Here is a 24,974-nt window from a genome sequence, read left to right as displayed (position 1 = left end):
ATCATACAAAAAGATACTCTCATATTATACTGGGTATTTTAACAGGGGAACTTATTTTATATGACCCAAAGATTTATGAAATTTTATATTTGCACACATATCCTTTCCTGTTGAATTACCGGCAATTTTCGTCTGTTCAGAAGATCCTGCACATTGCTACGGTGACAATCAACGGCGGGATCATATTAGCCGGCCTTTGGCTTTTCTGGGTGAATTACAAAAAAGCGTCTCCGATCCGCATATTTAAAATCTCTGCGGCAAGAACCGGATTGTGCCATGCGCTTATCATGATTTCATTTTTATTGATATTTGGCTATTATCCCGTCACTCTGGTAAAGGTATCCAAAATAGCAGGGCTTACCTCTTACATCACGGCACCTATGATAAGCGATAAACGGTTCACCATGTTATTTCCATATTATCTGCTGCTTTCTTTTATACTGATTTGCTTCTGCATCTACCGGACAAGCAAAATTACATCCCAATTAGAAGACGAAAGCTTTACAATATCAAAACAGATTTCTGCGGCAGATACTACATCAAAGGCATTCTGCCACTATGTAAAGAACGAAGTCCTGGCGATCCAGTCTGAAATAGAGATGATAGATGCCGCAGAGGAACAGAAAGAAGCTTTTCAAAATATAGAAAAACGCTGCAAATATCTGTATGAACGGTTGGATTTCCTGTACAGAAACAGCAAAGCATCTGCATTAACTTTAAAAGAAGTAAATATCGATGCGCTGCTGAAAAGGATGATAGATAATTTTTCATATGAACTCCATGGATATACTGTGTATTACAGCAGTTCAGAGGAAGGCATTCATGCACTTCTTGATGAAACCTATTTTTATCAGGCATTATATAATGTTGTGTCCAACGCATTGGAGGCAATGGACCCGCTGCCAGCCCCCCGCAAAACGCTTACTATATCTTTGTCCGTCATCAACAGCTGGATATGTATCCGGATAACTGATACGGGAAAAGGGATTGCCGGGGATGAACTTTCCAAAATATTTACTCCATTCTATTCCAGCTATCCGATTAAGACACATTGGGGGATCGGATTGTCACTGACCTACAAAATTATTGAAGCCCACGAAGGACATATTGATATCGAAAGCAAAAAGGATGCAGGAACAACCGTTAAGATATTACTGCCGCAAATTCATAAACAATAGCATTTATATGGAGGAGGTACCTTATGAGCAGCAAATTTGTCACCGTATCACAGACTCAATTCATTAAAAATGGGGAACCCATTCAATTTCGGGGAGTTGGAATCGGCAGCTGGCTGAATCTGGAACATTTCATGTTAGGCATTCCCACCCCGGATAACCAGATCAGAGCTGCCGTTATGAATCAGTTCGGAGAAGAAACATCCCACCAGTTTTTTGATACTTTTATCAAAAAATTTGTGACGGAAACGGATTTTGAATTTTTGAAAGAATGCGGCGTGAATGTGGTGAGAGTACCATTTAATTACCGCTTATTCATCAATGATGAAGATCCTTACGGCTACAAATCCGGCGGTATTGAATATTTTGATTATTTAATGGATCTTTGTGAAAAATACCAGATTTATTTATTGCCTGTTTTACATACCGTACCTGGGGGACAGAATCCGGACTGGCATTCAGATAACAATACCGGGATCCCTCAGTTTTGGCATTATAAGGTTTTCCGCGATCAGATCGCTTTTCTCTGGAACTATATTGCCAGACATTATGCTGACCGGGAATATCTGCTGGGTTATGATATTTTAAATGAGCCTTACCTTATAAATGCGCCGGATATACTGACGGAGTTTTACCGTGATGTGACAAAGGCAATCCGCTTAAAAGACCAGAATCATATCATATTTCTGGAAGGTGACCATTTTGCAATGCAATTTGACTGCATTCATGAAATATATGATGAGAATACCGCCCTGACCTTCCACTACTACCCTGCCGTATGGGAACCGGAATTATCCGGTACAGCATATGACAGGAATGTGCGGTACGCTAAATTGAAAGAGATACTTAATCATATTTCTTCGATTCGTGAGAAATTCGGACGCCCGGTTCTATGCGGTGAAGCAGGATATGATATTGATAAAAATAATATTGCCCATACAAAAGCTCTGCTGGAAGATACGCTGGAATTGTTTAATCAGGCAGACATATCATGGACCTTGTGGAGTTATAAAGATGCCCGGTTTATGGGAATGGTTTATCCGAAGTCCTCCTCTTCCTGGATGAAATTCGTCGAAAAAATTCATAAGAACTGGACCCACTATAAGGAGATGGAGCAGGCCGATGCGATCATGGAATATATCAGCGGATTTCCGGAATTTCAGAATGCATCAAAAGAGCTGCGTTACCATATGCAGTTCAGACAACGGGGAATTTTATACCGCTTTCAGTCAGAATGTATCCTGGAACCTCTTCTTAAGGAATATACTTCTGAAGAATTATTAAGGCTACCGGATTCCTTTTTGTTTGAAAACTGCGAGCATTATCCTGAATATGCCGATTTGCTGAAAAGGATGACCAGATTATAAAGGTCTTGATTTTTTAAATGCAAAGATATACCTGGCATCGTCCCATGGGATAATTATCCCATGTGGCACAAAAAAACAGAAACATGCATAGCGCACCACGAAAAAGGCTGTCCCTGTCATGCGGTAACAGGGACAGCCCTTTCATAGGAGTCATGATCCTTCATAGGTAATGAAGGAGTATTTCAGAGGGTTAGTCTGATGTATAGAATATTCACATGTAGTTAGTGTTGGCTAACTGCATATATATTAGCATAAATAAACTTAAAATGCAAGGTGTTTTACCGAAAGGATTTCTCATTAACTTCCTTGAGTTCTGTCAAACCGGGCCTTTATTTTCTAAGGCAGACTGGTGATTTTCCATTTAGATACCATCTTGTATATCGATTTTTTCCCTTTGCTTCAATAATTCCACTTTAGTTCCACGATGAAGTAATAAAACAGCATTAAAAACCGGAAAATGCACATGAAAGTATAACTTTCTGTTGACAGAAGAAAGTAGTAATGGTATTGTAGAATTATAAAAAGAGCAACCGCCACACAAGGTGGAAGCTTCCAAGATTGACCAAATGCTCATGTAGTCATGAGCACGCCTATCCTGTTGGCAGCAGGGTAGGCTATTTTTTTCCTATGTAAGTTAGCAATGCGATTAATTCCACAAGGAAAGGATATCTATTCCTGCCCCAATACAATATTCTGTATCCAGACTCCCTTTTTCACCAGCACAAAGCCGACGATGCATTTAATGATTTCTACCATCTGGCACAAAAAATATAATGGTACAATGGGAATCATTGTAAACCGGCTGAGAACAAAAGCGACCGGAATGCTGGCCACCCACATGAACACGCTGTCAAACAGAAAGGTGACGATGGTCTTTCCTCCGGAGCGTAATGTAAAATAAGATACGTGCATAAAAGCGTTCATTGGCATATATAAAGCCAGAATACGGATAAACCGTACCGCCAGGCCCTTGACCTCATCGGTGGTGTTGTAGATCATCGGGAAAAGCGGAGCCATAAGGGCCAAAAGCCCGCCGATCAGCACACAGGAGCCAACGGAAAACGCTATCAGCTTGTTATCCGTATCCCTGGCTTCCTCCATCTTCCCTGCTCCCAGAAGCTGACCCACGATAATGGAAACTGCGCTTCCAAGCGCCATATAAACCACATTAAACACATTTCCTATGGTTGAGGATATATTAAGCCCCGCAACCGCAGCCAGGCCTCTCACAGAATAACACTGCATCAGGGTAGCCATTCCGCCGGCCCACAGAGCCTCATTTATCATGAGAGGGGTTCCCTTAATGAATATCCGGCCCACAAGGCCGGCCGGTATGTGAAAACTCTTATAAGCGCCCACAATAAATGGATTCTTCCTTTTATTTCCATGGGTCCAGAATATTACAATGGCAGTCTCAATAAATCTGGCCGTCACGGTCGCAGCTCCGGCTCCCACCACGCCCAGAGCCGGAACACCAAATTTCCCGAATATCAGTATGTAATTGAGCACAAGGTTTACCAGTACCGCCGCAATTCCGGCCTTCATAGGGATCACGGTTTCTCCGCACTCCCTCAGCGTGCTGGTATAAGCCTGCTCCACTCCAAAGGGCAGCATTCCAAGAAGCATGACCAGCATGTACCGTCTTCCTTGTATCAGTGCTAAGGAAAGCTCTGCGTCATTTCCTTCCCCATGGAGATACATGGCGATCAGGCTTTCTCCGCAAAAGAAAAACACTGCCGCAGCTGCAGCAGTCAGAATCCCGCAGCAGATGATCTTAAACCGGAAGGTATGCCGGACCCCGTCATGCCTGCCGCATCCGAAGAACTGGGCGCCGAAAATACCTGCTCCGGATATGATTCCAAAAATGCTGATATTAAAGACAAACATCAGCTGGTTTACAATGGCTACGCCGGACATCTGCTCCGTTCCCACCATGCCCACCATAATATTATCCAGCAGGCTGACAAAATTGGTAATGCCGTTTTGAATCATAATGGGGATGGCGATTGTCAGTACCATCTTGTAAAATGCCTTGTTTCCAATAAACTTTTTCATAAACTCTTCCAGTAAAAGCGTACTTTTCTGTTATACCTCCGCAATATCCATTTGCTGCCTTATGCAGCCTTTTCTTTTTTCCGTATCATAACTTTATATGGAATGACGGTTTGTGTCAACAGAATCCGGCTATTTTACCTGTTTTTTTCATAAAAGAAAAGCCTATCCCTTTATTCTGCTGGTGGCAATGCCCAGGCAGCAGCCCCATACTACCCATGTTATTCTCAGCCGGATCTTACTTCTCCTTTGCCTTGGCAAACAGGCTCTGCAAAATGATAAAAAATGCCAGCAGCGCCGCAATGGTGATTTTCGTCCACCAGGAGGATAAGGTCCCCTGAAAGGTGATGAAGGTTTCTATGGTTCCTTTTATCAAAACTCCAAACAGGCTTCCGAATACATTTCCCACACCTCCGGTTAACAGCGTCCCTCCGATGACCGCAGATGCGATGGCCTCCATCTCAAAGCCCTTTGCCTGCTCCACAAAGCCCGCGCAGGTATTTAAGCAGAATAAAAACCCGCCCAGCGCACATAAAAAACCATTTATGATATACACCAGAAGCTTGGTGCGTTTTACATTCAGTCCCATCATCAGCGCGGACTGCTCATTTCCGCCTACTGCATAAATCGTCCGTCCGAATTTTGTATATTTCAATACTACAAATACCAGGATCAGCACTGCCAGTGCGATGATTACGCTGGGGTAGATAAACGGATAGTTCACCACTCCCTTTTTGTTTACAGTTCCGCCCAGAAAGGTTAAGTTGATTTTACTCTTTGCCCACTTTAGGAACAGTTCATTCTTTACGCTTATCATTTCCTGGCTGATGATGGCCGTCATGCCTCTGGCAAAAAACATGCCGGCCAGTGTCACGATAAAGGGCTGTATTTTTAAATAGGCAATTAAAAAACCCTGGGCCAGGCCAAAGACGAGGCCCATGACCAGAACGATCAAAAGGGCCGGAACCGCTCCGATTCCTTTTATTTCCATCATCCATGCCAGCATCATACAGGTAAGGGCCACCACAGAGCCCACTGAAATGTCAATGCCCCCTGTGATCATGACCATTGTCATGCCGGCGGCTATGACGATCAGGCCGGCATTGGAAATAAAGAGGTTTAAAAATACCTGGGGCTTGGCAAAGCCCTTGCTCTTGAAAATAATGATCCCGGCAATGTACATTGCCGCAAAGAGGGCGATGGTAATAATAAGCAGAAATATCTTTCCATCAATCTTTCTTTTATTTTTCATTTATGCCACCTTCTTTCCGGCTTTATGAGCCGCCTGGAACCTTTTTACCATCCGCTTTCCTTCCGCTGACTGCAAAGCTACGATAACGACCACGACCACTGCTTTATAAACCGGAATCTGGTCCGGAGAAACGCCCATGGCGTACAGGGTGGTGCTGAGGGCCTGTATGGTATAAGCACCGATGACGCTTCCTAACAGGGAAAATTTACCGCCTCCCAGACTGTTTCCTCCCAGAGCTACCGCAAGGATGGCATCCAGTTCCAGATTGAGCCCGATGTTATTGGCATCTGCCGAATAGATCCTTGAAGAAGCCACCAGGCCGGATACGCCGGCGCATAAGCCGCAGAATACATAGGAAAGAAATATGATCATGGATGACTTGATTCCCATGAGCCTGGAAGCCCTGGAGTTGATCCCCACTGTCTGGATATAAAGCCCTAAAGCGGTCTTTTTTAACAGCACATAGGTCAGAATCACCACGATCAATGCCACGAAAACAGGGGTCGGAACGGGAATTCCCGGAATGCTAGCTCCCAGCATTTTATAGGATTCCACACGGATGTAGGTGATCTGCCCCCTGGTGATCAGCTGTGCAATGCCACGCCCGGCCGTAAATAAGATCAGGGTGGCCACCATAGGCTGGATCTTCATTTTTGCCACCAGAAATCCATTAAATCCGCCGCATAAAATGCCGGCTGCAAGCGCAGCCATGACGCCCAGCAGGTAGGGATTCTGAAATTCATTGACCGTCTGCTGGCCGCCTGCCAGAATGTAGCAGCACACGGCTCCTGCTACGGACATGACCGCTCCCACGGAAATATCCGTACCTCCGGAAGCCGCCACCACCATGGTCATTCCCACGGCCAGGATCACCAGGTCACTGGCCCGGTTGATCACATCAATGATGTATCCGTACAGAACACCGTTTTTTATGGTCACTTCGAAAAAGGCAGGCGTTTTTATAAGGTTAGACAGAAGCACCAGGACCAGGCAGAACAGAGGCAGGAACAAACGGTATCCTGTCAGCTTTTTCACAAACACTGTCATCTTATTCATCTCCCGTACCTCCTGCGATTGCCTTCATGATATTGTTTTGGTCAAGTTCATCTTCTTCCAGCTCTCCCACCTTCTGCCCATCCCGGAGCACAGCCATACGGCTGCAGGTACGAAGCATTTCCTCCACTTCCGAAGAAATGAACATTACCGCCTTGCCATCCTCTGCCAGCTTTACCACCAGCTTTTGAATCTCTGTTTTGTTCCCGACATCGATCCCCCGGGTCGGCTCATCCAATATGAGAAAGTCCGGATCCGTGAGAAGCCATCTGCCTAAAATCACCTTCTGCTGGTTCCCTCCGCTTAAGCTTTTGACCGGGGTTTCCATTCCGGCAGTCTTTATCTGTAACAGCTTGATGTATTGATCCGCAAGCTCCTCCTGCTCTTTTCTCCTGATCAGATGAAACATTCCCCTTTTTGCCTGCAGGGCAAGGATCAGATTATCCCTCACGGAAAGATCGGAAACGATTCCCTCCTCCTTCCTGTTCTCAGGAAGATAAGCCATACCTGCCATCATGGCATCGAGGGGCGTGTTGACGGAGACCTCCCTGCCGTTTACTTTCAGTTTCCCGCTATCCGGCTTATCCGCACCGTACAGACTCCTGGCAAGCTCCGAACGGCCGGAGCCCAAAAGCCCCGTAAGGCCGATCACTTCCCCCTTATGGATCTTTAAATCATAGGGCTTTATGGTCCCCTGTTTTCCGATCCCCTGTGCATCGATCACCACTTCCCCTGCCTTTTCCTTCGACTCTCCGCTTTTCTTTATGGCCGCCAGATCATCAAAATCTTTCCCCATCATTTTGGCGACCAGCTGTACTCTGGGCAGTTTTTCGGTTTCATATTCCCCCACCAGGGCTCCGTTTCTAAGAACGGTAATCTTATCACAGACCTCATATACCTGTTCCAGGAAATGTGTGACAAAGATGATTCCCACGCCTTCCGATTTGAGGCGGTTCATCAGCTTAAACAGCTTCTCCGCCTCATTGTCATCCAGGGAAGAGGTAGGTTCGTCAAGAATCAGAACCCTTGCGGACATATCCACCGCTCTGGCGATGGCGAACATCTGCTGCAGGGCGATGGAATAATCCTCCAGAGCTCTGGTCACGTCTATGCGGATATCCAGGCTCTCCAGTAAGCCTTTCGCCTTTTTATTCATGGTTTTCCAGTCGATCATGCCGGCCCGCCTGGGCTCTCTGCCGATGAATAAGTTTTCCGCCACGGATAAGTTGGGACAGAGATTGACCTCCTGGTAGACGGTACTGATTCCATGGGCCTGGGCCTCCTGGGGAGAATGGTTGATGATGTTCCCCTTAAGCCCTGCAATGTTTATCTCCCCGGTTTCAAACTCCTCCACCCCGGTCAGAACCTTGATGAGCGTTGATTTTCCCGCTCCGTTTTCCCCCATCAGCGCATGGATCTCACCGCTTCTCAAAGTGAAATCCACATGATCAAGGGCCCGCACGCCGGGAAACGTTTTTGATATATTGCGCATGGTTAATACGATTTCATTGGGCATAAAAAATCCCTTCCTTTCCTCCCGTCCTCTGCCTTTACGGCATATTCAGGGATTAAAAAAGGTGTGGAGCGGAGGACTTAAAACTGCCGTCCTCCATGACCCTACACCTGTTTATCAAACTTCCATCCTTCTCCCGGCACCGCCTGCCCTTATGGATCAATACGCCCGCTTTGGCTTCTCTTCCGCTGCAGTATCAGCCGGATATACTCCCTCTTGTACATATGCGATCTTATCTACGCTTTCGCCTTTTTCCAGCTTCTGAATGATCTCAGCTACGCGTGGGCCATGAAGCGGATTGCATTCCACGGATACATTCATATCCCCGGCGATCATGGAATCAAATGCGGCTGCAACCGCATCAAAGGAAATGATGACGATATCACCATCTGGCCCGCAGGTCTTTCCTGCCGCCTTGATGGCATCAATGGCTCCGAAGGCCATGTTATCGTTCTCTGCAATTACGACATCAATATCATCATAGGTCTTTAAGAAGGACTCCATTACCTCCTGGCCCTTTGCCTGGGTGAACTCACCGGTCTGGCGCTCCAGCATCTTCCACTTCGGATGGTCTTTCATCTTTTCTTCTACGCCGTCTGTACGTCCGATCTGGGCAGAGGAACCGATGGTACCCTGCAGGGTCACGATGTTGATGTCTTCGTCCGCACGGTTATTTTTCTTTAAGTACTCATCAAGCCATGCCACTGCATCATAACCTTCCTGCAGGAAGTTGGAACCAACCCATGCAGTATATAAAGAGTCGTCAGAAACATTGATCATACGGTCAACGATGATGACCGGAATTTCGGCATCCTTTGCTTCCTGTAATACGGTATCCCAGCCGGTTTCCGTAACCGGTGCGATCACGATATAATCCACATCCTGCTGGATAAAATTACGGACTGCTTTTAACTGGTTTTCCTGTTTCTGCTGCGCATCATCGAATATCAGCTTATATCCGTTTTCTTCCGTGAACGTGGATTTCATGGATTCTGTATTGGCAGTTCTCCAGTCGGATTCCGCTCCAACCTGGGAAAAACCTACCACGATCTGATCTTTTTTCTCCTCTGCCTTGGCAGCGGCCGTTGTTTCCCCTGCTTTGGTTTCCGCAGCCGCCTCTGTCTTCGCCTCGGAACCGGCTAATGCTGCGGTCGTTGCCCCAGTCTGAGAACCGCTGCAGCCGGACAAGACCATGGCTGCGGTCATGGCTGCAGCCGTCATCATGCTAAATAATCTTTTCTTCATATCCGTTCCCTCCAAAATGATATATCGTGTTTCCTTCCCTTAGTAACTACCTGTATCATATCGGTTATCAACTCTTTTCTCAATGCAAAATCTTTTGTAAACGGTTGAGTTTCTTACGTCTTTGAAGGATATTCCGAAACAAAGTTGGATTTTTTTGGAAAAAGGTTGAGTTTTTTATTTATTTCCTTTTAAAACAGCCGGGATCCTTACGGTTACGGATGTCCCGACCCCATACTCACTTTCAATATGAAGCCCATAGGAATCGCCGAAATTAAGCCGGATCCGCTCCGCCACATTGGCAATCCCAAAGCCCTCCCGCAGATCCACGTCTTCTCCTCCCCTGCTTACCTGCTTCTGCATCTTTCCAAGCTCCTCCGGCTTCATACCGATCCCGTTGTCCTCCACCCTTAAAAAAATGTCCTCATTCTCCTGCCGGCCGGTGATCTTTAAGAAGCCCTTTTTCCTGCAATTCTTGATCCCATGGTAAAGAGCATTCTCCACGATCGGCTGCAGAGTCAGCTTCAAAATGGAATATTCCATGATCTGCTCTTCAAAATCGATCTCATAGTCCATAATATCCTCATAGCGGAAATGCTGGATCTGAAGATAACTGTTCACATGCTCCGCCTCTCCCCGGATGGTGATGAAATCCCGCCCATTGTTGAGCCCGATCCGCAGAAAGGATGAGAGGGCGGTGATCATATCCACCACATCCTGATGGCGTTTCCCCTCTGCCAGCCATACAATGGTATCCAGAGTGTTATAAAGGAAATGAGGGTTGATCTGAGCCTGAAGAAGCTTTAACTCGGTCTTCCTCTTTAATTCCTGTTCCTCCTTATTATGTTCGATCAGCTCTCCGATGCGGACCACCATCTGATCGTACTGATCGCTTAACATCCGGATTTCCCGGATGTTGCTTTTGGGGGCGTTGACCTTTAAGCTGCCGCCGGCAAGCTCCATGGTATATTCACACAATTCCTCAATGGGCTTTGTGATCTTCTTTCCAAAGGATGAGAAAGAGGCCATTAAAAATACGATGATATATGCAGAGACCACAATGCACAGGGCCATGACCTGCCTGATCTTGGCATCCAGCTTCTGCCGCATGGATTCCAGAGTCTTTGTTTCATTGTAAATATAATCCGACATGGATTCTTCAATAAGGTCTGTGATCACATAAATGTCTTTGTCCAGGCGCTCCATATTCCGGTCATAGTCACCGAAAATACTGCTGGTACGGATATCCTCGATCCGTTTTTCCAGAATGCCGATCAGGACCAGTATGCCATCTAAGCCCTTTTTGCTGGTTTCCTGAGGGGTGGAATCCTTCAGCTGTTCAAAAATCTTCCTGGAATTCTCCAGATCCTCATACGGATTTAAGGTGTCAAAGGTGTCCGCCCCGATTACAATGCGGTACATTTTATAATCAATGTTGGATTTAAAGTCAAAATTAAACTCCGTAGCCATAGTCAGATTCCGGATGCTCTGCCGGTACTGCTTGTTTTGCCAGGCCATCATATACAGCAATATCCCAATCATAATAATGACTGGGATAAACACAATTGCCTGCATGGACCGGATCTTTGCCTTGATCGAATCACGTTTGTATTTCATTTTCGCCTCCTGACCGGAATGCTTTCGGCGTAATTCCATGAGTCTTCTTAAATATGTAGCTGAAATAGTGAGGGTCCTTATATCCGACCTGATAACCGATTTCCGAGGTCCTAAGATCTGTTTTAAGAAGCAGCTCCTTTGCTGCCTCCATCCGCACCTTTGTTAAATATTCCACAAATGTGATCCCCATCTCCTGGCTGAATATGGTGCTGAAATGATTGGGGCTGATATTCACGCTGGACGCCACCACATTTAAGGAAATGTCCTCGTCTTTATAATGGCTCGCAATATAATCCCTGGCCTTTTCAAGGACCAGACGGTACTTTTTCTGGGAGCAGGTCGTGCGGAAAACGACGGCTTTTGTAAGAATATCCCGTGTATACTTAACCGCCGCTTCGCCGGAACCCACGCAGGGCTGCAGTGTTTTCACATCTCCAAACTCCTTTAAGACCTGCTCCGGCTCAAAACCGAGCTGGGTCACGAACCCAATGACCGCCAGATAAACATCCATCAATATGTACTGCCGGAAAATCAGGGATTTAAAATTATTCCCGCAGGCCTCCAGATATTCTTCCACAAAATACTTTACCTCCGGAACCGAACCGTTTTTGAGAAAATTGGGGACGATGTCCCGGCTCAGCTTTGTCATATCCATGCCTTCCAAACTGATGCTTCCGGAATCGTCGCGCAGCCGGACCGCCGCATCCGCCGTAAGCAGCTGGTTATATTCCAGCATATAACGGCTGGCATAGGCCCGGCTGGCCGCCTTAAAACAGGCCCTTAACTCACTGAGTCTGCGGACCGGAACGCCGATCCCCCCGAAATACTCCATTCCCGGGCAGGATTCCACAAGGCGGATCAAACGCTTCCCGTACGCGGCCACCTTACTTTCCAGGTCTTCTGCGTCATTTCCCATAATCAGAAAGGCATAGCCTTCTGTCAGCCGGTTAAATCCGATGATATCCATCCGGCCGTTCAGCTCATCCTTTAACCTTCTGTCAAAGATAACCCCTTCATCCGAATACTGTTCCTGGTTATCGGACACCCTCGCCTGGAACAGGATCAGGTTATACATGGGCGCACTAAGTGTCAGGTTATGCTCCCGCCCCTTAAGCAGTATCTCCTGGAGACTCAGCTTCCCTGATATAATGGTATCAAACAGCCTGTCCCGTTCGATCCGCTTCCGCTCTTCCTGCTGCTTTAAGAACTCCAGTTTGTAATTTTTCTCACTTTTCTCCTGCATAATGGTCTCGCTCATGCGTTCCAGAGCTTCTAACAGCTGGCTGCTGCTTACAGGCTTCAGAAGATAATCCGCCGCCCCGATTTTTATGGCACGCTTTGCATACTCAAAATCATCATACCCGCTGAAAAACATGATATGGAGGTCTGGAAGCTCCTTTTTTACCATCTCAGCCAGTTCAAGCCCATCCATAAAGGGCATGCGGATGTCTGTCAGCAGGATATCCGGCTTTGACTTGATAATCAGCGGATATGCCAGTTCCCCATCCGGTGCCTCCCCTGCAAACTCAAATCCATATTTTTCCCATGCGATACCGTTCTTAATTCCCTCACGGACGATTTTTTCATCCTCTGCAAGAAAAATTTTTACCATGCTTCATAACCCCCTGTCCGTCGCACCACTATGATAAGATTATATAAAATTCATTAGGGAAATATAAGAGAATAATTTCCGTCCCTGGTTTTTCATTCGTAAAAAAATATACCTATGAAAATAGCTTTATTATAAATAGTACTGATAACAAGCGTCAAGCCATTCCAATCTGGTACAGCAAAAAGGTCGCAGCAAGCCGCCACTGATTGACAGTCTTGAATTTTTACGCTATATTAAAAACAAGGAAACAAAGAAACAAAGAAATCTGAATAAAACAAATTTCCTTGCATATAATAGAAAGGAGAATCTTTCATGCAGACTGTAATCAGAGGTGAACATAAAATGGAACGCAAAATAATCAGTGTTTCTATCAAACGTCAGGTAACGATACCACAGAAATACTTTGATGCCCTTGGCTTTAACAACGAAGCCGAATGTATTTTGCAGGAAGGCGGAATTCTTATCCGGCCGGTGCGTGATACAGGCGGTAGTGAATTTTCCGAGCAGATACTTGCGGACCTGATTGCACAAGGCTTTGAAGGAGCTGAGCTTTTGGAGCGTTTTAAACAGCAGAGCAAAAAGGTACGCCCTGCCGTACAGAAAATGATTGAAGAAGCAGATGCTCTCGTACAAGGTACTGGGGGAAAGACTGACCTTGATAAACTGTTCGGAGCGGAGGAATAGTATATGTATGAACTACGCTTGATGAAAGCCGCAGAACGGTATTTCAAGAAATTAAAAGAAAAAGGGCTTAAAATGGCTTACCGCGAGGCACTGGATAAGATTGCCTACCGTATCTATGAAGAAGAAGGTCACATTGTCGTTGTCATTCTGGCAGGTACACGGGAGAATTTTTATAATGAACTGAAACGCTATATGAACCCGTAAAATTAAAACTGAATAAACTGTATATTAAAAAGACCCCTCTGCTCCGGCTCGTAATAACGAACCGTTACAGAGAAGTCTCTTACTATAGCTTACTCTACATCACTCCAAAGGCTTTCATTTCTAAAATATTTGTCCTGAACACTGCTGAACCAGCGTCCATTTAATACATGCTTCACCACTTTTTCCTTGATTTCCTTAGAAACGCCGGTGTCCGCTTCCATGGCTGCGATGATGTCATCGTATGTAGTGCTCACATCCTTTTCTTCCACAAGCGCGTCCTTTTCTGTTTCATCCAATATCATGGACACTTTATTTTCCGGCGTCCAATTGCTCCATGATGCCAGACCCTCTCCGTTTGGATTTCCGGAGGCAAGGAAATTGGCCAGATAGCTGTTATACTCTTTTGCCATTGCAGCATAGCCTGCCTTTTCAAACGCACCCGGGAAATAATCCAGATAGTTGTGCTTTGCGGAAAGCATGGGGACAAAAATTCCATGGAAAGCGCCATAGTCTCCTAAATCCCTTACCTGGGAATCCTTGCTGCCGTAATTGATCTGGCAGATATAGATAGCCGCATCATAATGACCGTACATCTTTTCCGCACTGCATTGAGCATTAAAAATACGGTACATATCGCTTCCGTATTTGCTTGCAAATGCTTTGGCGCTCTCTATCTCGTCTTCCGTGTAACCCGCCATGTCTTCGCTCTTAAAGTAAGCGTCACCCAGGCAGAACAGGGAAAACTCAGAGCTTCCCGTAAGCATCATCAAAGGTACGCTGTTGTATTCTTCCGTATCAAATCCATTTTCCGGTATCACCACGCCGTCCTCGTAGAGATGAGGGAACACGCTCATACGGATTGCCGCATTTCCCATCAGGGGCGCAAGACGCTCTGACGGAATGGAATAAAGGTACTCCTTTACATCCTCCCCGTCTGTCATCAGCCACTTTGCCGCCTCTGCCTCATTGGCTGCTTTTTTGTCCTCTGCTGCAAGGGGCGCAATGGCTGCCGCAATCTTCCTGGCACTTAAGTCCTCATCCGCCGTTGTCATTCCGCCGCTGAAGGCAATGGCCTTCTGAAATTTTCCCTTAAATACCGGGCTCACTAACATGGCCATCACATCACGTCCGCCTGCCGAAAAGCCGGATATGGTAACATTTTCCGGATCTCCGCCGAATTCCCCGATGTTATCCCTCACCCAGTCTAAAGCCGCCGCAATATCCAGCATGGCATAATTTCCGGTACTGTTCTCCCCTTTCTTAAGGGCTGGCAGGCAGTTAAAGCCCAAAAGGCCCAGCCGGTAATCCACGGAAACATACACACAGTTATCATTTTTCACCAGATCGGTACCGGGTATTTCCCCCGCGTTTCCTGTCTGGTTGTTGCCGCCATGAATAAATACCATAACAGGCAGATTTTCACTGCCCTCTTTGGCATAAACATTCAGTTTCAGGCAGTCCTCGCTTCCCGAAACCTCTGTCCCGGAAAGCTGGAGAGCCGGTTCGGAGGCTTTCACGCACGCTAAGGCCTCTGTCCAGCTGTCCGGTTCTTCCGGTGCCTGCCACCGGAGTTCTCCCACAGGTGCCTTTCCATATGGTATTCCGTACCAGGTTAAGATCCCCCCTTCTTTTACACCTTTTACCGGACCATACTTTGTGGCAACGACCGTCTCACCGGACTCTTTTTCATCCGTACTCTTTGTTTCCGCCGCCGGTTCTGCCGTGACAGATTCAACGGCTGCCATACCGGTAGCCGTGGTTTCCTTTTTCCCAGTACCGCCGCAGCCTGCCGCCATCACCGCAGCAAGTATCACAAGCCCGGCTATTACCCCTTGTTTTTTCATCTTATGTTAACTCCCCTTTTGTTTTTACCCAAGATCTTCTCCGTTGGTTTCAATCACTCTCTTATACCAGTCAAAGGATTTCTTTTTCTTTCTGGATAAATCCCCGGTTCCATCGTCGTACTTTTCTACATAGATGAACCCGTACCGCTTGGCCATTTCTCCGGTCGAGGCACTGACCAGATCGATACAGCCCCATGGGGTATACCCCATCAGATCCACACCATCCTTCACGGCTTCCCGCATCTGCTCAATATGCTTCTTCAGGTAATCGATCCGGTAATCGTCCTTTATGCTTCCATCTTCTTCCTTCTTATCATAAGCACCCAGACCGTTTTCTACCACCATCAGAGGGATGCGGTAACGTCCGTAAAGCTCATTTAACGTATAGCGGAGCCCCTTGGGATCGATCTGCCAGCCCCAGTCGCTGGATTCCAGGTAAGGATTTTTCGCCCCTCCCATTAAGTTGCCGGAGGATTTCGCCTGATCCGGTGAAGCGGTTGCGCAGTTGGACATATAATAGCTGAAGGTATAATAGTCCACACAGCCCTCTTTTATGATCTCTAAATCTCCCGGCTCAATCCGGACGGTGATTCCCTTCTCCCTGAAATAACGGTTCATAAAGCTGGGGTATTCTCCCCTTACCTGCACATCGCCGCAGAACTGGTTTAAAACCTGATTCTGTTTCTGAGCCTCTAAAATATCATCCGGATTGCAGGTCAATGGGTATGTGGTAATATGGCAGATCATACAGCCGATCTTGCAGTCCGGATCGATCTCATGACCGGCCTTTACCGCCAGAGCACTTGCCACGAACTGATGATGCAGCCCCTGAAAACGGAGTTCCGGAATATCCACCTGATTGGTAAAATCCGTTGTCCCCTCATTTAAAATACCCAAAGAGAGAAAACCGCCCATGGGCATGGTTCCTGCGTTGATTTCATTAAAGGTCAGCCAGTATTTCACCTTTCCTTTATACCGTTTAAACAGCACCGTGGCATACTTTACGAATAAATCAATGCACTCTCTGGAAGCCCAGCCGTTGTATTTTTCCGTAAGGGCAAAGGGCATTTCATAATGGGAAATGGTGATGAGGGGCTCGATGCCATGGCTCTTGCATTCTTCTATCACCCGGTCATAGAATTCCAGGCCGGCCTCATTGGGTTCCTCCTCCATGCCGGTTGGAAAAATCCTGGTCCATGCGATGGAAAACCGGAACACTTTAAAGCCCATTTCCGCAAACAGGGCAATGTCTTCCTTATAATGATGGTAAAAATCAATGGCTTCATGGCTTGGATAAAACGTGCCAGGCTCTATCGTTCTGGTAATCCTCTTGGATCTGGTATGGGAGCCTCCGGTGCATACATCGGAATCGGAAATCCCTTTTCCCGCCTCGTCCCAGGCACCTTCACACTGGTTCGCCGCTACTGCGCCGCCCCATAAAAAATTTTCCGTAAAAACAGACACTATACATACACCTCTTTCTTAAATTAAACAATAGTGAGCAGATTCTCTCCTGCTTTCACCTGTTTCTTATCACTGGCCTTTAAGCTTACAAAGTTCGTCATATTGGATACAACCACAGGGGTGGTTAACGAAAAGCCTGCCGCTTTTATTTTCTCCATATCAAATTCCAGTAAAAGATTTCCCTTCTTTACCTTATCTCCAGCCTTACAGTGAAGGGTAAAGCCTTCTCCGCCCAGCTGGACCGTATCAAGCCCTATATGGATCAGGACCTCTGCTCCGCTGTCAGTGGTAATGCCCACCGCATGTTTCGTTTCGGTTAAAGCGCTGACGGTTCCGTCCGCCGGAGCATATACCTTTCCTTCGGCCGGGATAATGGCTGCACCCTCTCCCAAAACTCCGCCTGCGAATACTGCATCTTCTACTTCTGTTAACGGAATTACGGTACCGGCAAGAGGACTTGCCAGTTCAATGGTTTCCACCAATGGCTTTTTCTCTTCGGCCTGTGTATTTGCAGAAGCTGCCGGATCCTCTGTCTTTGATTCCGGCTTATACAGAATGAGAGTCAGAATAAAGGATACCGCCAGGGTGATGGCAAGGGCAATCACGCCATTGATCAGGTTTCCAAAGCCTTTTCCGCCGATCATCTGGATCAAGGACAAACCAGAAGGAGAGCCTCCCATGGAGTAGGCAGCCAGATGGGTAATTCCGGCGTAAAAACCTGAGATCCCGGCACCGCAGACAGCAGCTATCATAGGGGTTTTATACTTTAATGTCACGCCATACATGGCAGGTTCTGTAACTCCTGCAACAATGGCGGAGATGCCGGCTGCAGAAGCTGTGGATTTCACATCCTTATCCTTTGATTTCACAGCAACAGCCAGAGACGCTCCGCCCTGAGCCAGATTGGAGCAGAACATGGTTATGATTAAGATTACGTCAAAGCCCAGGCTTGTCAAGCTGATGGTCGCAATGGGAACCAGAGCATAATGCATACCGGTCATAACGATGAACGGCATGGCAGCGGACAGCAGCATGATTGTAAGCCAGCCCACTTTATTATATAAGAAGTTAACACCATCTGCAAGATAATTTCCAAGGATGCTTCCGATCGGTCCTACGACTACCAGTGCAATCGGTATGCTAATGAAGATTACGATTAATGGTTTCAAAAATACCTTTACAACATTCGGGCAAATCTTATCCGCAAACCGCTCAATATACCCCATAAGCGGAACCATGAGCAATACAGGAAGCACAGAAGAGCTGTAAGCAGCAGCGGTTACCGGAAGCCCGAAATAGGTTGTGTTACCCTCCCCAAGCAGGGCTGTAATATTGGGATGAATCAGAAAAGCAGCCACTACCATGGCAAGGTAAATATTGGAGCCAAGGCGCTTTGCAGTGGTCATTGCAAGTAAGACCGGCATGAAATAGAAGAATGCGTCTCCTGCTGCATTTAAGATCACATAGGTGCTTCCAGCCGTATCAACCAGCCCAAAGGTCGTAAGAAGGGTCAGAACCACCTTAATCATACCACAGCCTAACATAGCAGGAAGCAAAGGCGTCATACAGCCTGCCACAAAACCGCACAGGCGTGAGAATAAGTTTTCCTTAGGGCCGTCATTCCTTCCTCCGGTGCTCTCCTCAAAGCTGCCGAGCTTTAGCAGCTCCTTATATACATTTCCCACCTCGTTGCCGATAACCATCTGATACTGTCCGCCCTGGCGGACTACCCGGATTACTCCCGGAATCTTTTCAATTTCAGAATCCTTTGGAATGCTGCTGTCTTTTAAAACAAACCGAAGACGAGTCATGCAATGAGTCAATCCTTCCACATTTTTTTCACCGCCAACCTTATCGAGCAAAGTTTCTGCGGTCTTCGCATAATCAAATGCCATAATTTTATCCCCCTTAATCTAAGGTTATTTACTGTTATCTATCTGAAAAGGTGTCTGCCGGCTTTCTAATAACACCTTATCATTCAAAATGAAAAAGACCCTGCATAAATCAGCCTGCAAACAAGATAAACATTGCAGCCTGATCTTTATGCAGGGTCCTGCCCGGACTGATTTTCCTGTCCGGTAACAATCCCATACCTCTGTTTTATACCAGTTCTCTGGTGACTTTCTCTATGTGAATCATGAGATACATCATTTCTTCCCGGTCCACTTCATAATAGTACCGGTCATGGATATAATTTGCTATTTTAACAATACAGTTATAGGACCTGCGGTACTTATCCTTTAACAGGTGATACCATTCCTCATCGGTTTCCTCGTATTGTTTGTTTTGCAGCATACGCTGTGCGAAAAACCTTATGTGAGTCACGAAACGCCTGTAATCCCAGGATTCCGTATTAAGCTTAACCTGGTAGGCAGCTTCCACAATATCCACGATATCTTTAATAATCCCTGTGATTGTCTCTAAATCATCTGTCTCCTGACGGTTTAACTGCCCGTAGACAAAATGAAATGCCAGAAACATGGCTTCATCCTCTTCCATAGAGATATGGAGCCGTCTGCGGATTAAATCTACCGCATACTGGCCCACTTTAAACTCATTGGGATAAAACCGTTTTCCTTCCCAAAGCATGGCATTGTGAAGAATCGTTCCATTCCGGTAACGGTCCACCGCGCCTGCAATATGATCACATATCAGAAGAATGGTTCGTGAATCCAGCTGCATCCCGTACTCGTTTTTTGCATAATCCACGGTCTGCTCGCTGATTTCCCAATATTCCTGGGGAAGCTTTGCAAAATACTCTTCAAAGTGACGGGCATCTTTTTTATCATTCTGTACGAATACCCGTTCCACCAGCTTCCGGTCCACCTCGTCGCCTTTTTTCTTCCCAAAGCCGATGGATTTGCCCTTCAGTATGATTTCTTTCCCCTCTGTATTATAAGCTAATACCATGTTATTATTCAGTACCTTTTCAATCTTCATATTCCCCTTCAAATATAATAAAAAAGACAAGCTACGAGGACCACCACATAATACCGATATGTGATAACAACCCTGTAGATCTTGCCTGCCTTACCAGTCACAAACTACAAATCTATTTTCTGAAAAGAGTATATCATGGATCATTGTAGATGTCCATTTGCAAACCTGTTAATATTACGCGTAATTTTTGTGCAAATTTAACAATTTTTAAAAGGATATCCCATATGGGAAGCCCGCGGAAAAACCCAGGATTTTATATGGAGACCCAATCAGGCTGTATTCCATTGATGAGCTTGAACATATTTTACAGGAACGGAATATGAAAATCATAAATACCTTTCCCACATTTTACGGAAAGGAAGCTACCCCAAAGGAAATGCAGCTGATCGTTTATTCAGTAAAAGCTTTCTTGACAAAACAAAATGAAAGAGCTATTCTGATTAAGTACAATCTTAATTAAGCTTATACTTAAATAAAAGGAGGGGATGAATCTTGGACTACATTCATGCTCTGCATATCATAACCGATCCGACCCGGTATCAGATCCTGAAGCTTTTGATGGATCGGCATTATTGCGTCCGGGCGATTTCAAAAAAGCTCGGGATCAGTGAACCGGCAGTATCACAGCAGATGAATGTCCTCAAGGGTATCGGTATCGTTACGGGTAAAAAAATGGGATATCACATGCATTATCTCGTGGATGTTGATCTCCTGAAACAGATTTCAGAACAATTTACTCATGAAGCAAATTCTGTTAAAAAGGCGGAAAGCCTGACAATGGAATGCATCTGCGATTATGAATGCGGCAGAAGACATTAAATACGATCGAGGTTAGGAATCTATTATGGACAAAGAATATCTTATCAATGAAAAGCCGGTGAAGGCACTGGCTGTCTTTACTTTACCGATGATTATCGGAAATTTATTTCAACAGTTCTATACAATGGTCGATTCCGTTGTTGTGGGACGTTTTGTAAGCGAGGAAGCCCTTGCAGCCGTAGGAGCCTCCTATTCGTTTACCAATGTATTTATTTGCATCGCAATTGGCGGCGGCGTGGGAGCCTCGGTAATAACCAGCCGGTATCTGGGGGCGAGAAATTATAAAAAGATGATGCAGTCCGCATACACTGCGCTGATATCATTTCTTATATTAAGCATTCTTTTAGCTGCTTTTGGACTTTTCTATGGCAGGACGTTTATGGTATATCTCAATACCCCCGATAACATTTTAGATATGGCATCCGAATATCTCAGGATCTATTTCTGGGGACTTCCGTTCTTATTCATGTACAATGTGCTTTCCGCCATATTCAATGCCATCGGGCGTTCCCGAATCCCGCTGTATCTTTTAATATTTTCGTCCCTGCTTAATGTCTTTTTGGATATTTATATGGTATGCTCGCTGGGCATGGGAGTAAGCGGAGTTGCCTGGGCGACCTTTCTCGCACAGGGAGTATCCGTCGTTCTTTCTTTCCTGCTGCTGATAAAAGAATTCAGGAAATACTCTTCTCATCTTGAAGCTGCTTTTGATACGGCCTCGTTTTTTGACATGTCAAAGGTCGCACTGCCCTCGATCCTGCAGCAGTCGACCGTATCCATTGGTATGCTTTTAGTCCAGTCGGTAGTCAACAGCTTTGGAACGGAAATGCTCGCAGGCTTCTCCGCAGCCATGCGGATAGAGAGTATCTGTATCGTGCCAATGGCGGCAATCGGAAATGCCATGTCATCGTATACCGCACAAAATCTGGGCGCTGCCAGACAGGAACGGGTGCGGAAGGGGTATCATACTGCAAATGGATTTGTCCTCTTTTTTGCCGTTGTTATCGCCATCGTACTGGAATGCTTCTATTCCCCTATCGTCCGTTTGTTCTTAGGGGAAAACGGTACGCAGCTTGCCCTGCAGACAGGTAATGGTTACTTAAAGTTTATGGGATTCTTTTTTATCCTGATCGGATTGAAAATGAACACAGACGGGTTATTGCGTGGGGCTGCCGATATGAAAATGTTTACCATTGCCAACCTGGCAAATCTCGCACTCCGGGTATTCATAGCCGTAACCATGGCGCCGCGTTTTGGCATTGCCATGGTATGGTATGCGGTTCCAATCGGCTGGCTGATAAACTTGCTGATATCGTTTATGGAATACCGGACCGGAAAGTGGAAATGCCGTTCAGCTACATAAAAACCAGAAGAAAAATGCTGTTTTCCGGCCGGTTACGGCTGAAAACAGCATTTCCTTTTATTTAACAACTTCTTTTATCATTTCATAAAGAGCCAGAACATCCGGTATCCTGGTCGCCCCGGTTTCCTTATCAATGATGGATGAATATACATGAGGAATGATGTGCTCCACTCCTGCATTCACGGCAATTTCCAGGATTTCCTTGAAATTATCAGGATCAATGCCGCCTGTGGGCTCCAGCCCGAAACCGGTTTCCGCGCAGGCTTTGGCCACAGCCTCTAATTCTTCCCGGACCTTTAGCCCTCCCATTGGGAAGTACTTTAAGGAATCGGCTCCCTGCTCTTTTGCCATGGCAATCGCTGTTTTAACAGGCACGATGGCCGGCTCCATATCCTTGCAAAGGGGGCCTGTGGAAACTTTTACATATCCCGGCTTGCCGCAGGGAGCAACCATGGAATTTAAAAACGGTCCCTCCCCGGTCTTTGCTCTGGTATAGCCGCCTGCCGTAAAGGTCTGGTTGATGTGCTTCGGCTTTATCTGTCCGGAGATTTCAGCCACAGCCTTCCACTGCCCGGGATTTCCTGCGCCCAGGCCTACGGAGATATTGTTATCCACCGCCTCCTGGTATTTTTTCATATCCTCCACAGCACTTTCCACATCCGGATAATTTGCCGAAAGGATACCGACTGCCACTTGGCCCTCTGCCGCCTCATAGATTGCCTTTGCATTTTCAATTGAATTGGTCAGGCAGTTCAAGCAAACCCTGCCTTTATAAAAATTTAGTCCTTCCATTTTTACTTCCCTCCATTTGCTGACTTCTGGATCTGTAAAAGCCTGCGGTAAATCATATCCAGTTCTTCCACGCTGTTTAATGGCCTGGGGTCAATTGCGATGGAACCAATATTCGCCTGATAGTCCCTGGTAAAGATTGCGACAGCTCCCTCCTGCAGCTTCTTTACCACCGCTTTCGCGTCCATGCCGTAAAGCTCCGGGATGAACTCAATCTTACAGCGGTATATTTCTCTTCCGGCCTCATCCCTGATCATTGATGTCTTACAGCCGCATATCTCCCCTACACGGGCTGCAAACCGTTCCAGCTCTTCTTTTGTTACAGGACTTGTCTTTCCACCGGCCAGATATTCCTCAATCGCTTTCACAAGCCCCATGGTGCACTCTTTTCCCACCTTCATGGTGCGGCCGATTCCCTTATACTGAAGCCTCATATGGTCTGCCAGTTCCCTGGTTTTACAGGCTACAAAGCCGCTGGTAGGCCCTTCGATCGCCTTAGCTCCGCTATAGCATACGAAATCCGCTCCCATGGCAGCGTAGATCTTCAAATCCTCTTCTGCCGCCGCATCTACGATGCAGGGAATTCCCAGACGGTTAGCCAGATGGATCACAGATTCTGCATCCACCATCTCCTTCTGGACGCAGTGATGGGATTTGACGAAAAAGATTGCCAGAGTATGTTCCGTCACTGCCTGTTCGATGTCATCAAGCGCAGAGCCATTGGCATAACCGGCTTCTACGATTTTTCCTCCGCCCACCTGGATCATCTCAGCAACCGGTGCACCGAAATCTACATTCTGCCCTTTTAACAGGATCACTTCTCTTTTTGGCGCAAAGGGAAGGAGATCGTACAGATGTTTTACTTTCTGGAGATTGCCCCCGCAGATCAGGGAGGCGACCGCCAGGGCAATACCTGCTGAGGCGCTGGACGTAACACAGGCATCCTCTGTTCCGATCATGCTGCCGATCTTCCTGCCGGCATAGGCATAGAGATCATCGATCACCACATAGTTGCCGGCCGCCTCTACCAGTGTTTCTCCCACACCCTTTGATATGGTAGAAACACCCAGCTTCGTCATTCTTCCGGAAGCATTGATTACGGCCTGTAAGCCGTTCTTACTATATATGTTTTCCATGATTATACTCCCAGGGACCTCTACAGAATTCCAAGCAGAGAAGTTATGACAGATACCGCTACTACGGTAAGCAGGATTCTGTTATAATAAGGTCCTTTCTTTCTAAGATAAAAATAGATGATAAATACGGCTGCAAGAGGAAGCAAGCCCGGTGCCACCGTATTCAATATATCCTGTACCACGATTTGCGTTCCGCTTGCAAATCCGAACTTTAACGGCGTTGATATGGTTACATAGCTTGCCGACAGAGCTCCCATCATGGTGAGACCGATGACATTGGCTGTAAAGATAATGGATTTCATCTTACCGCCGTGAAGCAGTGACACCACTGATTTTTTGCCTAAAGTATAACCGTTATGGATCAGCCCGTAAGCAATGGCAATGGTAATCGCCGGATACAGGATCAGCGGCATGATACCGCCGAGGGCGGAACCGTTGCTTGCAAAGGGAAGAAAGATGGAAATGATGATGGGCATGATGGCTGCCCATACAATGGCATCTCCCATTCCTGCTATGGGGCCCATGAGTCCGGTCTTGATGCCGGTAATGGCCTCATCGGTCACATTTTCCCCATTTGCCTTCTGCTCTTCCATGGAAATGGCGATCCCCTGAATGATGGCACCGAAGGTTCCTTCTGTATTAAAGAAGACCAGATGGCGTTTTAAGGCTGCGCTCAGTTCTTCATCCGTATCATAAAGCTTTTTCAAAACCGGCGTCATGGACGCACAGAATACCAGGCTCTGCAAGCGCTCATAGGAATTGGAAAGTTCTGCGCCGGCATAATATATCCACATGGATTTCGTAATATCATTTTTGGTAAGCTTCCTTACCTGTGTCTGCTCTCCCAT

Annotated in this window: 20 protein-coding genes; 6 read left to right on the top strand and 14 right to left on the bottom strand. The window is 46.4% G+C overall.

The genetic code is table 11. From position 1 onward, the window contains the following. Positions 1–89: 89 nt before the first annotated feature. Positions 90–1,178, top strand: coding sequence for a sensor histidine kinase (locus tag BQ9856_RS23545; RefSeq protein ID WP_159442079.1), 1,089 nt, complete (start codon positions 90–92; stop codon positions 1,176–1,178). A gap of 23 nt (positions 1,179–1,201) precedes the next feature. Continuing rightward, positions 1,202–2,542 carry a glycoside hydrolase family 5 protein gene (locus BQ9856_RS23540; RefSeq protein ID WP_077613159.1) on the top strand — a complete coding sequence of 447 codons (1,341 nt, stop codon included), beginning with the start codon at positions 1,202–1,204 and terminating at the stop codon, positions 2,540–2,542. Positions 2,543–3,211: 669 nt separating this feature from the next. On the opposite strand, the gene BQ9856_RS23535 is transcribed toward BQ9856_RS23540, so the two are convergent. From BQ9856_RS23535 to BQ9856_RS23505, 7 genes are all read right to left on the bottom strand, one after another. After that, positions 3,212–4,597: an MATE family efflux transporter gene (locus tag BQ9856_RS23535; protein ID WP_077613158.1), complete on the bottom strand. Its 1,386-nt coding sequence runs from the start codon at positions 4,595–4,597 to the stop codon at positions 3,212–3,214. A 235-nt stretch (positions 4,598–4,832) separates the two neighbouring features. Continuing rightward, on the bottom strand, positions 4,833–5,846 hold the full coding sequence (locus BQ9856_RS23530; RefSeq protein ID WP_077613157.1) for an ABC transporter permease subunit: 1,014 nt from the start codon (positions 5,844–5,846) through the stop codon (positions 4,833–4,835). Beyond that, the gene (locus tag BQ9856_RS23525; protein ID WP_077613156.1) at positions 5,847–6,902 is read right to left on the bottom strand and encodes an ABC transporter permease; all 1,056 of its coding nucleotides are present in this window, start codon (positions 6,900–6,902) and stop codon (positions 5,847–5,849) included. It lies immediately after the preceding gene. After that, positions 6,895–8,415, bottom strand: a complete 1,521-nt coding sequence (locus BQ9856_RS23520) for a sugar ABC transporter ATP-binding protein (RefSeq protein ID WP_077613155.1) — start codon at positions 8,413–8,415, stop codon at positions 6,895–6,897. Before BQ9856_RS23520 ends, BQ9856_RS23525 begins: the two co-directional genes overlap by 8 nt. Positions 8,416–8,571: 156 nt before the next feature. Then, the gene (locus tag BQ9856_RS23515; RefSeq protein ID WP_077613154.1) at positions 8,572–9,657 is read right to left on the bottom strand and encodes an ABC transporter substrate-binding protein; all 1,086 of its coding nucleotides are present in this window, start codon (positions 9,655–9,657) and stop codon (positions 8,572–8,574) included. 174 nt (positions 9,658–9,831) lie between these two features. Continuing rightward, positions 9,832–11,271 carry a sensor histidine kinase gene (locus BQ9856_RS23510; RefSeq protein ID WP_159442078.1) on the bottom strand — a complete coding sequence of 480 codons (1,440 nt, stop codon included), beginning with the start codon at positions 11,269–11,271 and terminating at the stop codon, positions 9,832–9,834. Continuing rightward, positions 11,255–12,883, bottom strand: a complete 1,629-nt coding sequence (locus BQ9856_RS23505; protein ID WP_077613152.1) for a response regulator transcription factor — start codon at positions 12,881–12,883, stop codon at positions 11,255–11,257. The genes BQ9856_RS23510 and BQ9856_RS23505 overlap by 17 nt, the downstream gene beginning before the upstream one ends. Positions 12,884–13,225: 342 nt before the next feature. Between BQ9856_RS23505 and BQ9856_RS23500 the strand changes: the two genes are divergently transcribed. Both BQ9856_RS23500 and BQ9856_RS23495 read left to right on the top strand, forming a co-directional pair. Next, entirely contained in the window at positions 13,226–13,567 is a 342-nt protein-coding gene (locus tag BQ9856_RS23500; RefSeq protein WP_077613515.1) for an AbrB family transcriptional regulator, read from the top strand. Between the two features lie 3 nt (positions 13,568–13,570). Beyond that, positions 13,571–13,771 (top strand): hypothetical protein, encoded by a 201-nt coding sequence (locus BQ9856_RS23495; RefSeq protein WP_077613151.1) that lies wholly within the window; start codon positions 13,571–13,573, stop codon positions 13,769–13,771. Positions 13,772–13,860: 89 nt separating this feature from the next. Here the strand turns inward: BQ9856_RS23495 and BQ9856_RS23490 are convergent, their stop codons facing one another. The 4 genes from BQ9856_RS23490 to licT all read right to left on the bottom strand — a co-directional run bounded on the left by BQ9856_RS23490 (position 13,861) and on the right by licT (position 20,019). After that, positions 13,861–15,615, bottom strand: coding sequence for a carboxylesterase family protein (locus tag BQ9856_RS23490; RefSeq protein WP_077613150.1), 1,755 nt, complete (start codon positions 15,613–15,615; stop codon positions 13,861–13,863). A 24-nt stretch (positions 15,616–15,639) separates the two neighbouring features. Then, on the bottom strand, positions 15,640–17,079 hold the full coding sequence (locus BQ9856_RS23485) for a glycoside hydrolase family 1 protein (protein ID WP_077613149.1): 1,440 nt from the start codon (positions 17,077–17,079) through the stop codon (positions 15,640–15,642). Between the two features lie 23 nt (positions 17,080–17,102). Further along, positions 17,103–18,974 carry a beta-glucoside-specific PTS transporter subunit IIABC gene (locus BQ9856_RS23480; RefSeq protein ID WP_077613148.1) on the bottom strand — a complete coding sequence of 624 codons (1,872 nt, stop codon included), beginning with the start codon at positions 18,972–18,974 and terminating at the stop codon, positions 17,103–17,105. A gap of 205 nt (positions 18,975–19,179) precedes the next feature. After that, positions 19,180–20,019 carry a BglG family transcription antiterminator LicT gene (gene licT, locus BQ9856_RS23475; RefSeq protein ID WP_077613147.1) on the bottom strand — a complete coding sequence of 280 codons (840 nt, stop codon included), beginning with the start codon at positions 20,017–20,019 and terminating at the stop codon, positions 19,180–19,182. Positions 20,020–20,511: 492 nt separating this feature from the next. Here licT and BQ9856_RS23470 point away from each other — a divergent pair, with 492 nt between their 5' ends. Next, complete coding sequence (locus BQ9856_RS23470; protein WP_084758076.1) at positions 20,512–20,838, top strand: ArsR/SmtB family transcription factor; 327 nt, start codon at positions 20,512–20,514, stop codon at positions 20,836–20,838. Between the two features lie 25 nt (positions 20,839–20,863). Continuing rightward, complete coding sequence (locus tag BQ9856_RS23465; RefSeq protein WP_077613145.1) at positions 20,864–22,201, top strand: MATE family efflux transporter; 1,338 nt, start codon at positions 20,864–20,866, stop codon at positions 22,199–22,201. A 57-nt stretch (positions 22,202–22,258) separates the two neighbouring features. Here the strand turns inward: BQ9856_RS23465 and dagF are convergent, their stop codons facing one another. The 3 genes from dagF to BQ9856_RS23450 are packed head-to-tail and all read right to left on the bottom strand — an operon-like array spanning position 22,259 to position 24,974. Further along, complete coding sequence (gene dagF, locus BQ9856_RS23460) at positions 22,259–22,993, bottom strand: 2-dehydro-3-deoxy-phosphogluconate aldolase (RefSeq protein WP_077613144.1); 735 nt, start codon at positions 22,991–22,993, stop codon at positions 22,259–22,261. A gap of 2 nt (positions 22,994–22,995) precedes the next feature. Continuing rightward, positions 22,996–24,126, bottom strand: coding sequence for a DgaE family pyridoxal phosphate-dependent ammonia lyase (locus tag BQ9856_RS23455; RefSeq protein ID WP_077613143.1), 1,131 nt, complete (start codon positions 24,124–24,126; stop codon positions 22,996–22,998). Between the two features lie 20 nt (positions 24,127–24,146). Next, the gene (locus BQ9856_RS23450; protein WP_077613142.1) at positions 24,147–24,974 is read right to left on the bottom strand and encodes a PTS system mannose/fructose/sorbose family transporter subunit IID; all 828 of its coding nucleotides are present in this window, start codon (positions 24,972–24,974) and stop codon (positions 24,147–24,149) included.

It is taken from the genome of Clostridium sp. Marseille-P2415 (assembly GCF_900155545.1).
Classification (GTDB): Bacteria; Bacillota; Clostridia; order Lachnospirales; family Lachnospiraceae; genus Lacrimispora.
The sequence above is the reverse complement of the archived record's forward strand: the minus strand, read 5'-3'. Positions and strand labels throughout refer to the sequence as shown.

Coding starts and splice junctions, on each gene's coding strand:
- BQ9856_RS23540 (WP_077613159.1), top strand. CDS start 1,202: ATGAGCAGCAAATTTGTCACCGTATCACAGACTCAATTCATTAAAAAT.
- BQ9856_RS23535 (WP_077613158.1), bottom strand. CDS start 4,597: ATGAAAAAGTTTATTGGAAACAAGGCATTTTACAAGATGGTACTGACA.
- BQ9856_RS23530 (WP_077613157.1), bottom strand. CDS start 5,846: ATGAAAAATAAAAGAAAGATTGATGGAAAGATATTTCTGCTTATTATT.
- BQ9856_RS23525 (WP_077613156.1), bottom strand. CDS start 6,902: ATGAATAAGATGACAGTGTTTGTGAAAAAGCTGACAGGATACCGTTTG.
- BQ9856_RS23520 (WP_077613155.1), bottom strand. CDS start 8,415: ATGCCCAATGAAATCGTATTAACCATGCGCAATATATCAAAAACGTTT.
- BQ9856_RS23515 (WP_077613154.1), bottom strand. CDS start 9,657: ATGAAGAAAAGATTATTTAGCATGATGACGGCTGCAGCCATGACCGCA.
- BQ9856_RS23510 (WP_159442078.1), bottom strand. CDS start 11,271: ATGAAATACAAACGTGATTCGATCAAGGCAAAGATCCGGTCCATGCAG.
- BQ9856_RS23505 (WP_077613152.1), bottom strand. CDS start 12,883: ATGGTAAAAATTTTTCTTGCAGAGGATGAAAAAATCGTCCGTGAGGGA.
- BQ9856_RS23500 (WP_077613515.1), top strand. CDS start 13,226: ATGGAACGCAAAATAATCAGTGTTTCTATCAAACGTCAGGTAACGATA.
- BQ9856_RS23495 (WP_077613151.1), top strand. CDS start 13,571: ATGTATGAACTACGCTTGATGAAAGCCGCAGAACGGTATTTCAAGAAA.
- BQ9856_RS23490 (WP_077613150.1), bottom strand. CDS start 15,615: ATGAAAAAACAAGGGGTAATAGCCGGGCTTGTGATACTTGCTGCGGTG.
- BQ9856_RS23480 (WP_077613148.1), bottom strand. CDS start 18,974: ATGGCATTTGATTATGCGAAGACCGCAGAAACTTTGCTCGATAAGGTT.
- licT (WP_077613147.1), bottom strand. CDS start 20,019: ATGAAGATTGAAAAGGTACTGAATAATAACATGGTATTAGCTTATAAT.
- BQ9856_RS23465 (WP_077613145.1), top strand. CDS start 20,864: ATGGACAAAGAATATCTTATCAATGAAAAGCCGGTGAAGGCACTGGCT.
- dagF (WP_077613144.1), bottom strand. CDS start 22,993: ATGGAAGGACTAAATTTTTATAAAGGCAGGGTTTGCTTGAACTGCCTG.
- BQ9856_RS23455 (WP_077613143.1), bottom strand. CDS start 24,126: ATGGAAAACATATATAGTAAGAACGGCTTACAGGCCGTAATCAATGCT.
- BQ9856_RS23450 (WP_077613142.1), bottom strand. CDS start 24,974: ATGGGAGAGCAGACACAGGTAAGGAAGCTTACCAAAAATGATATTACG.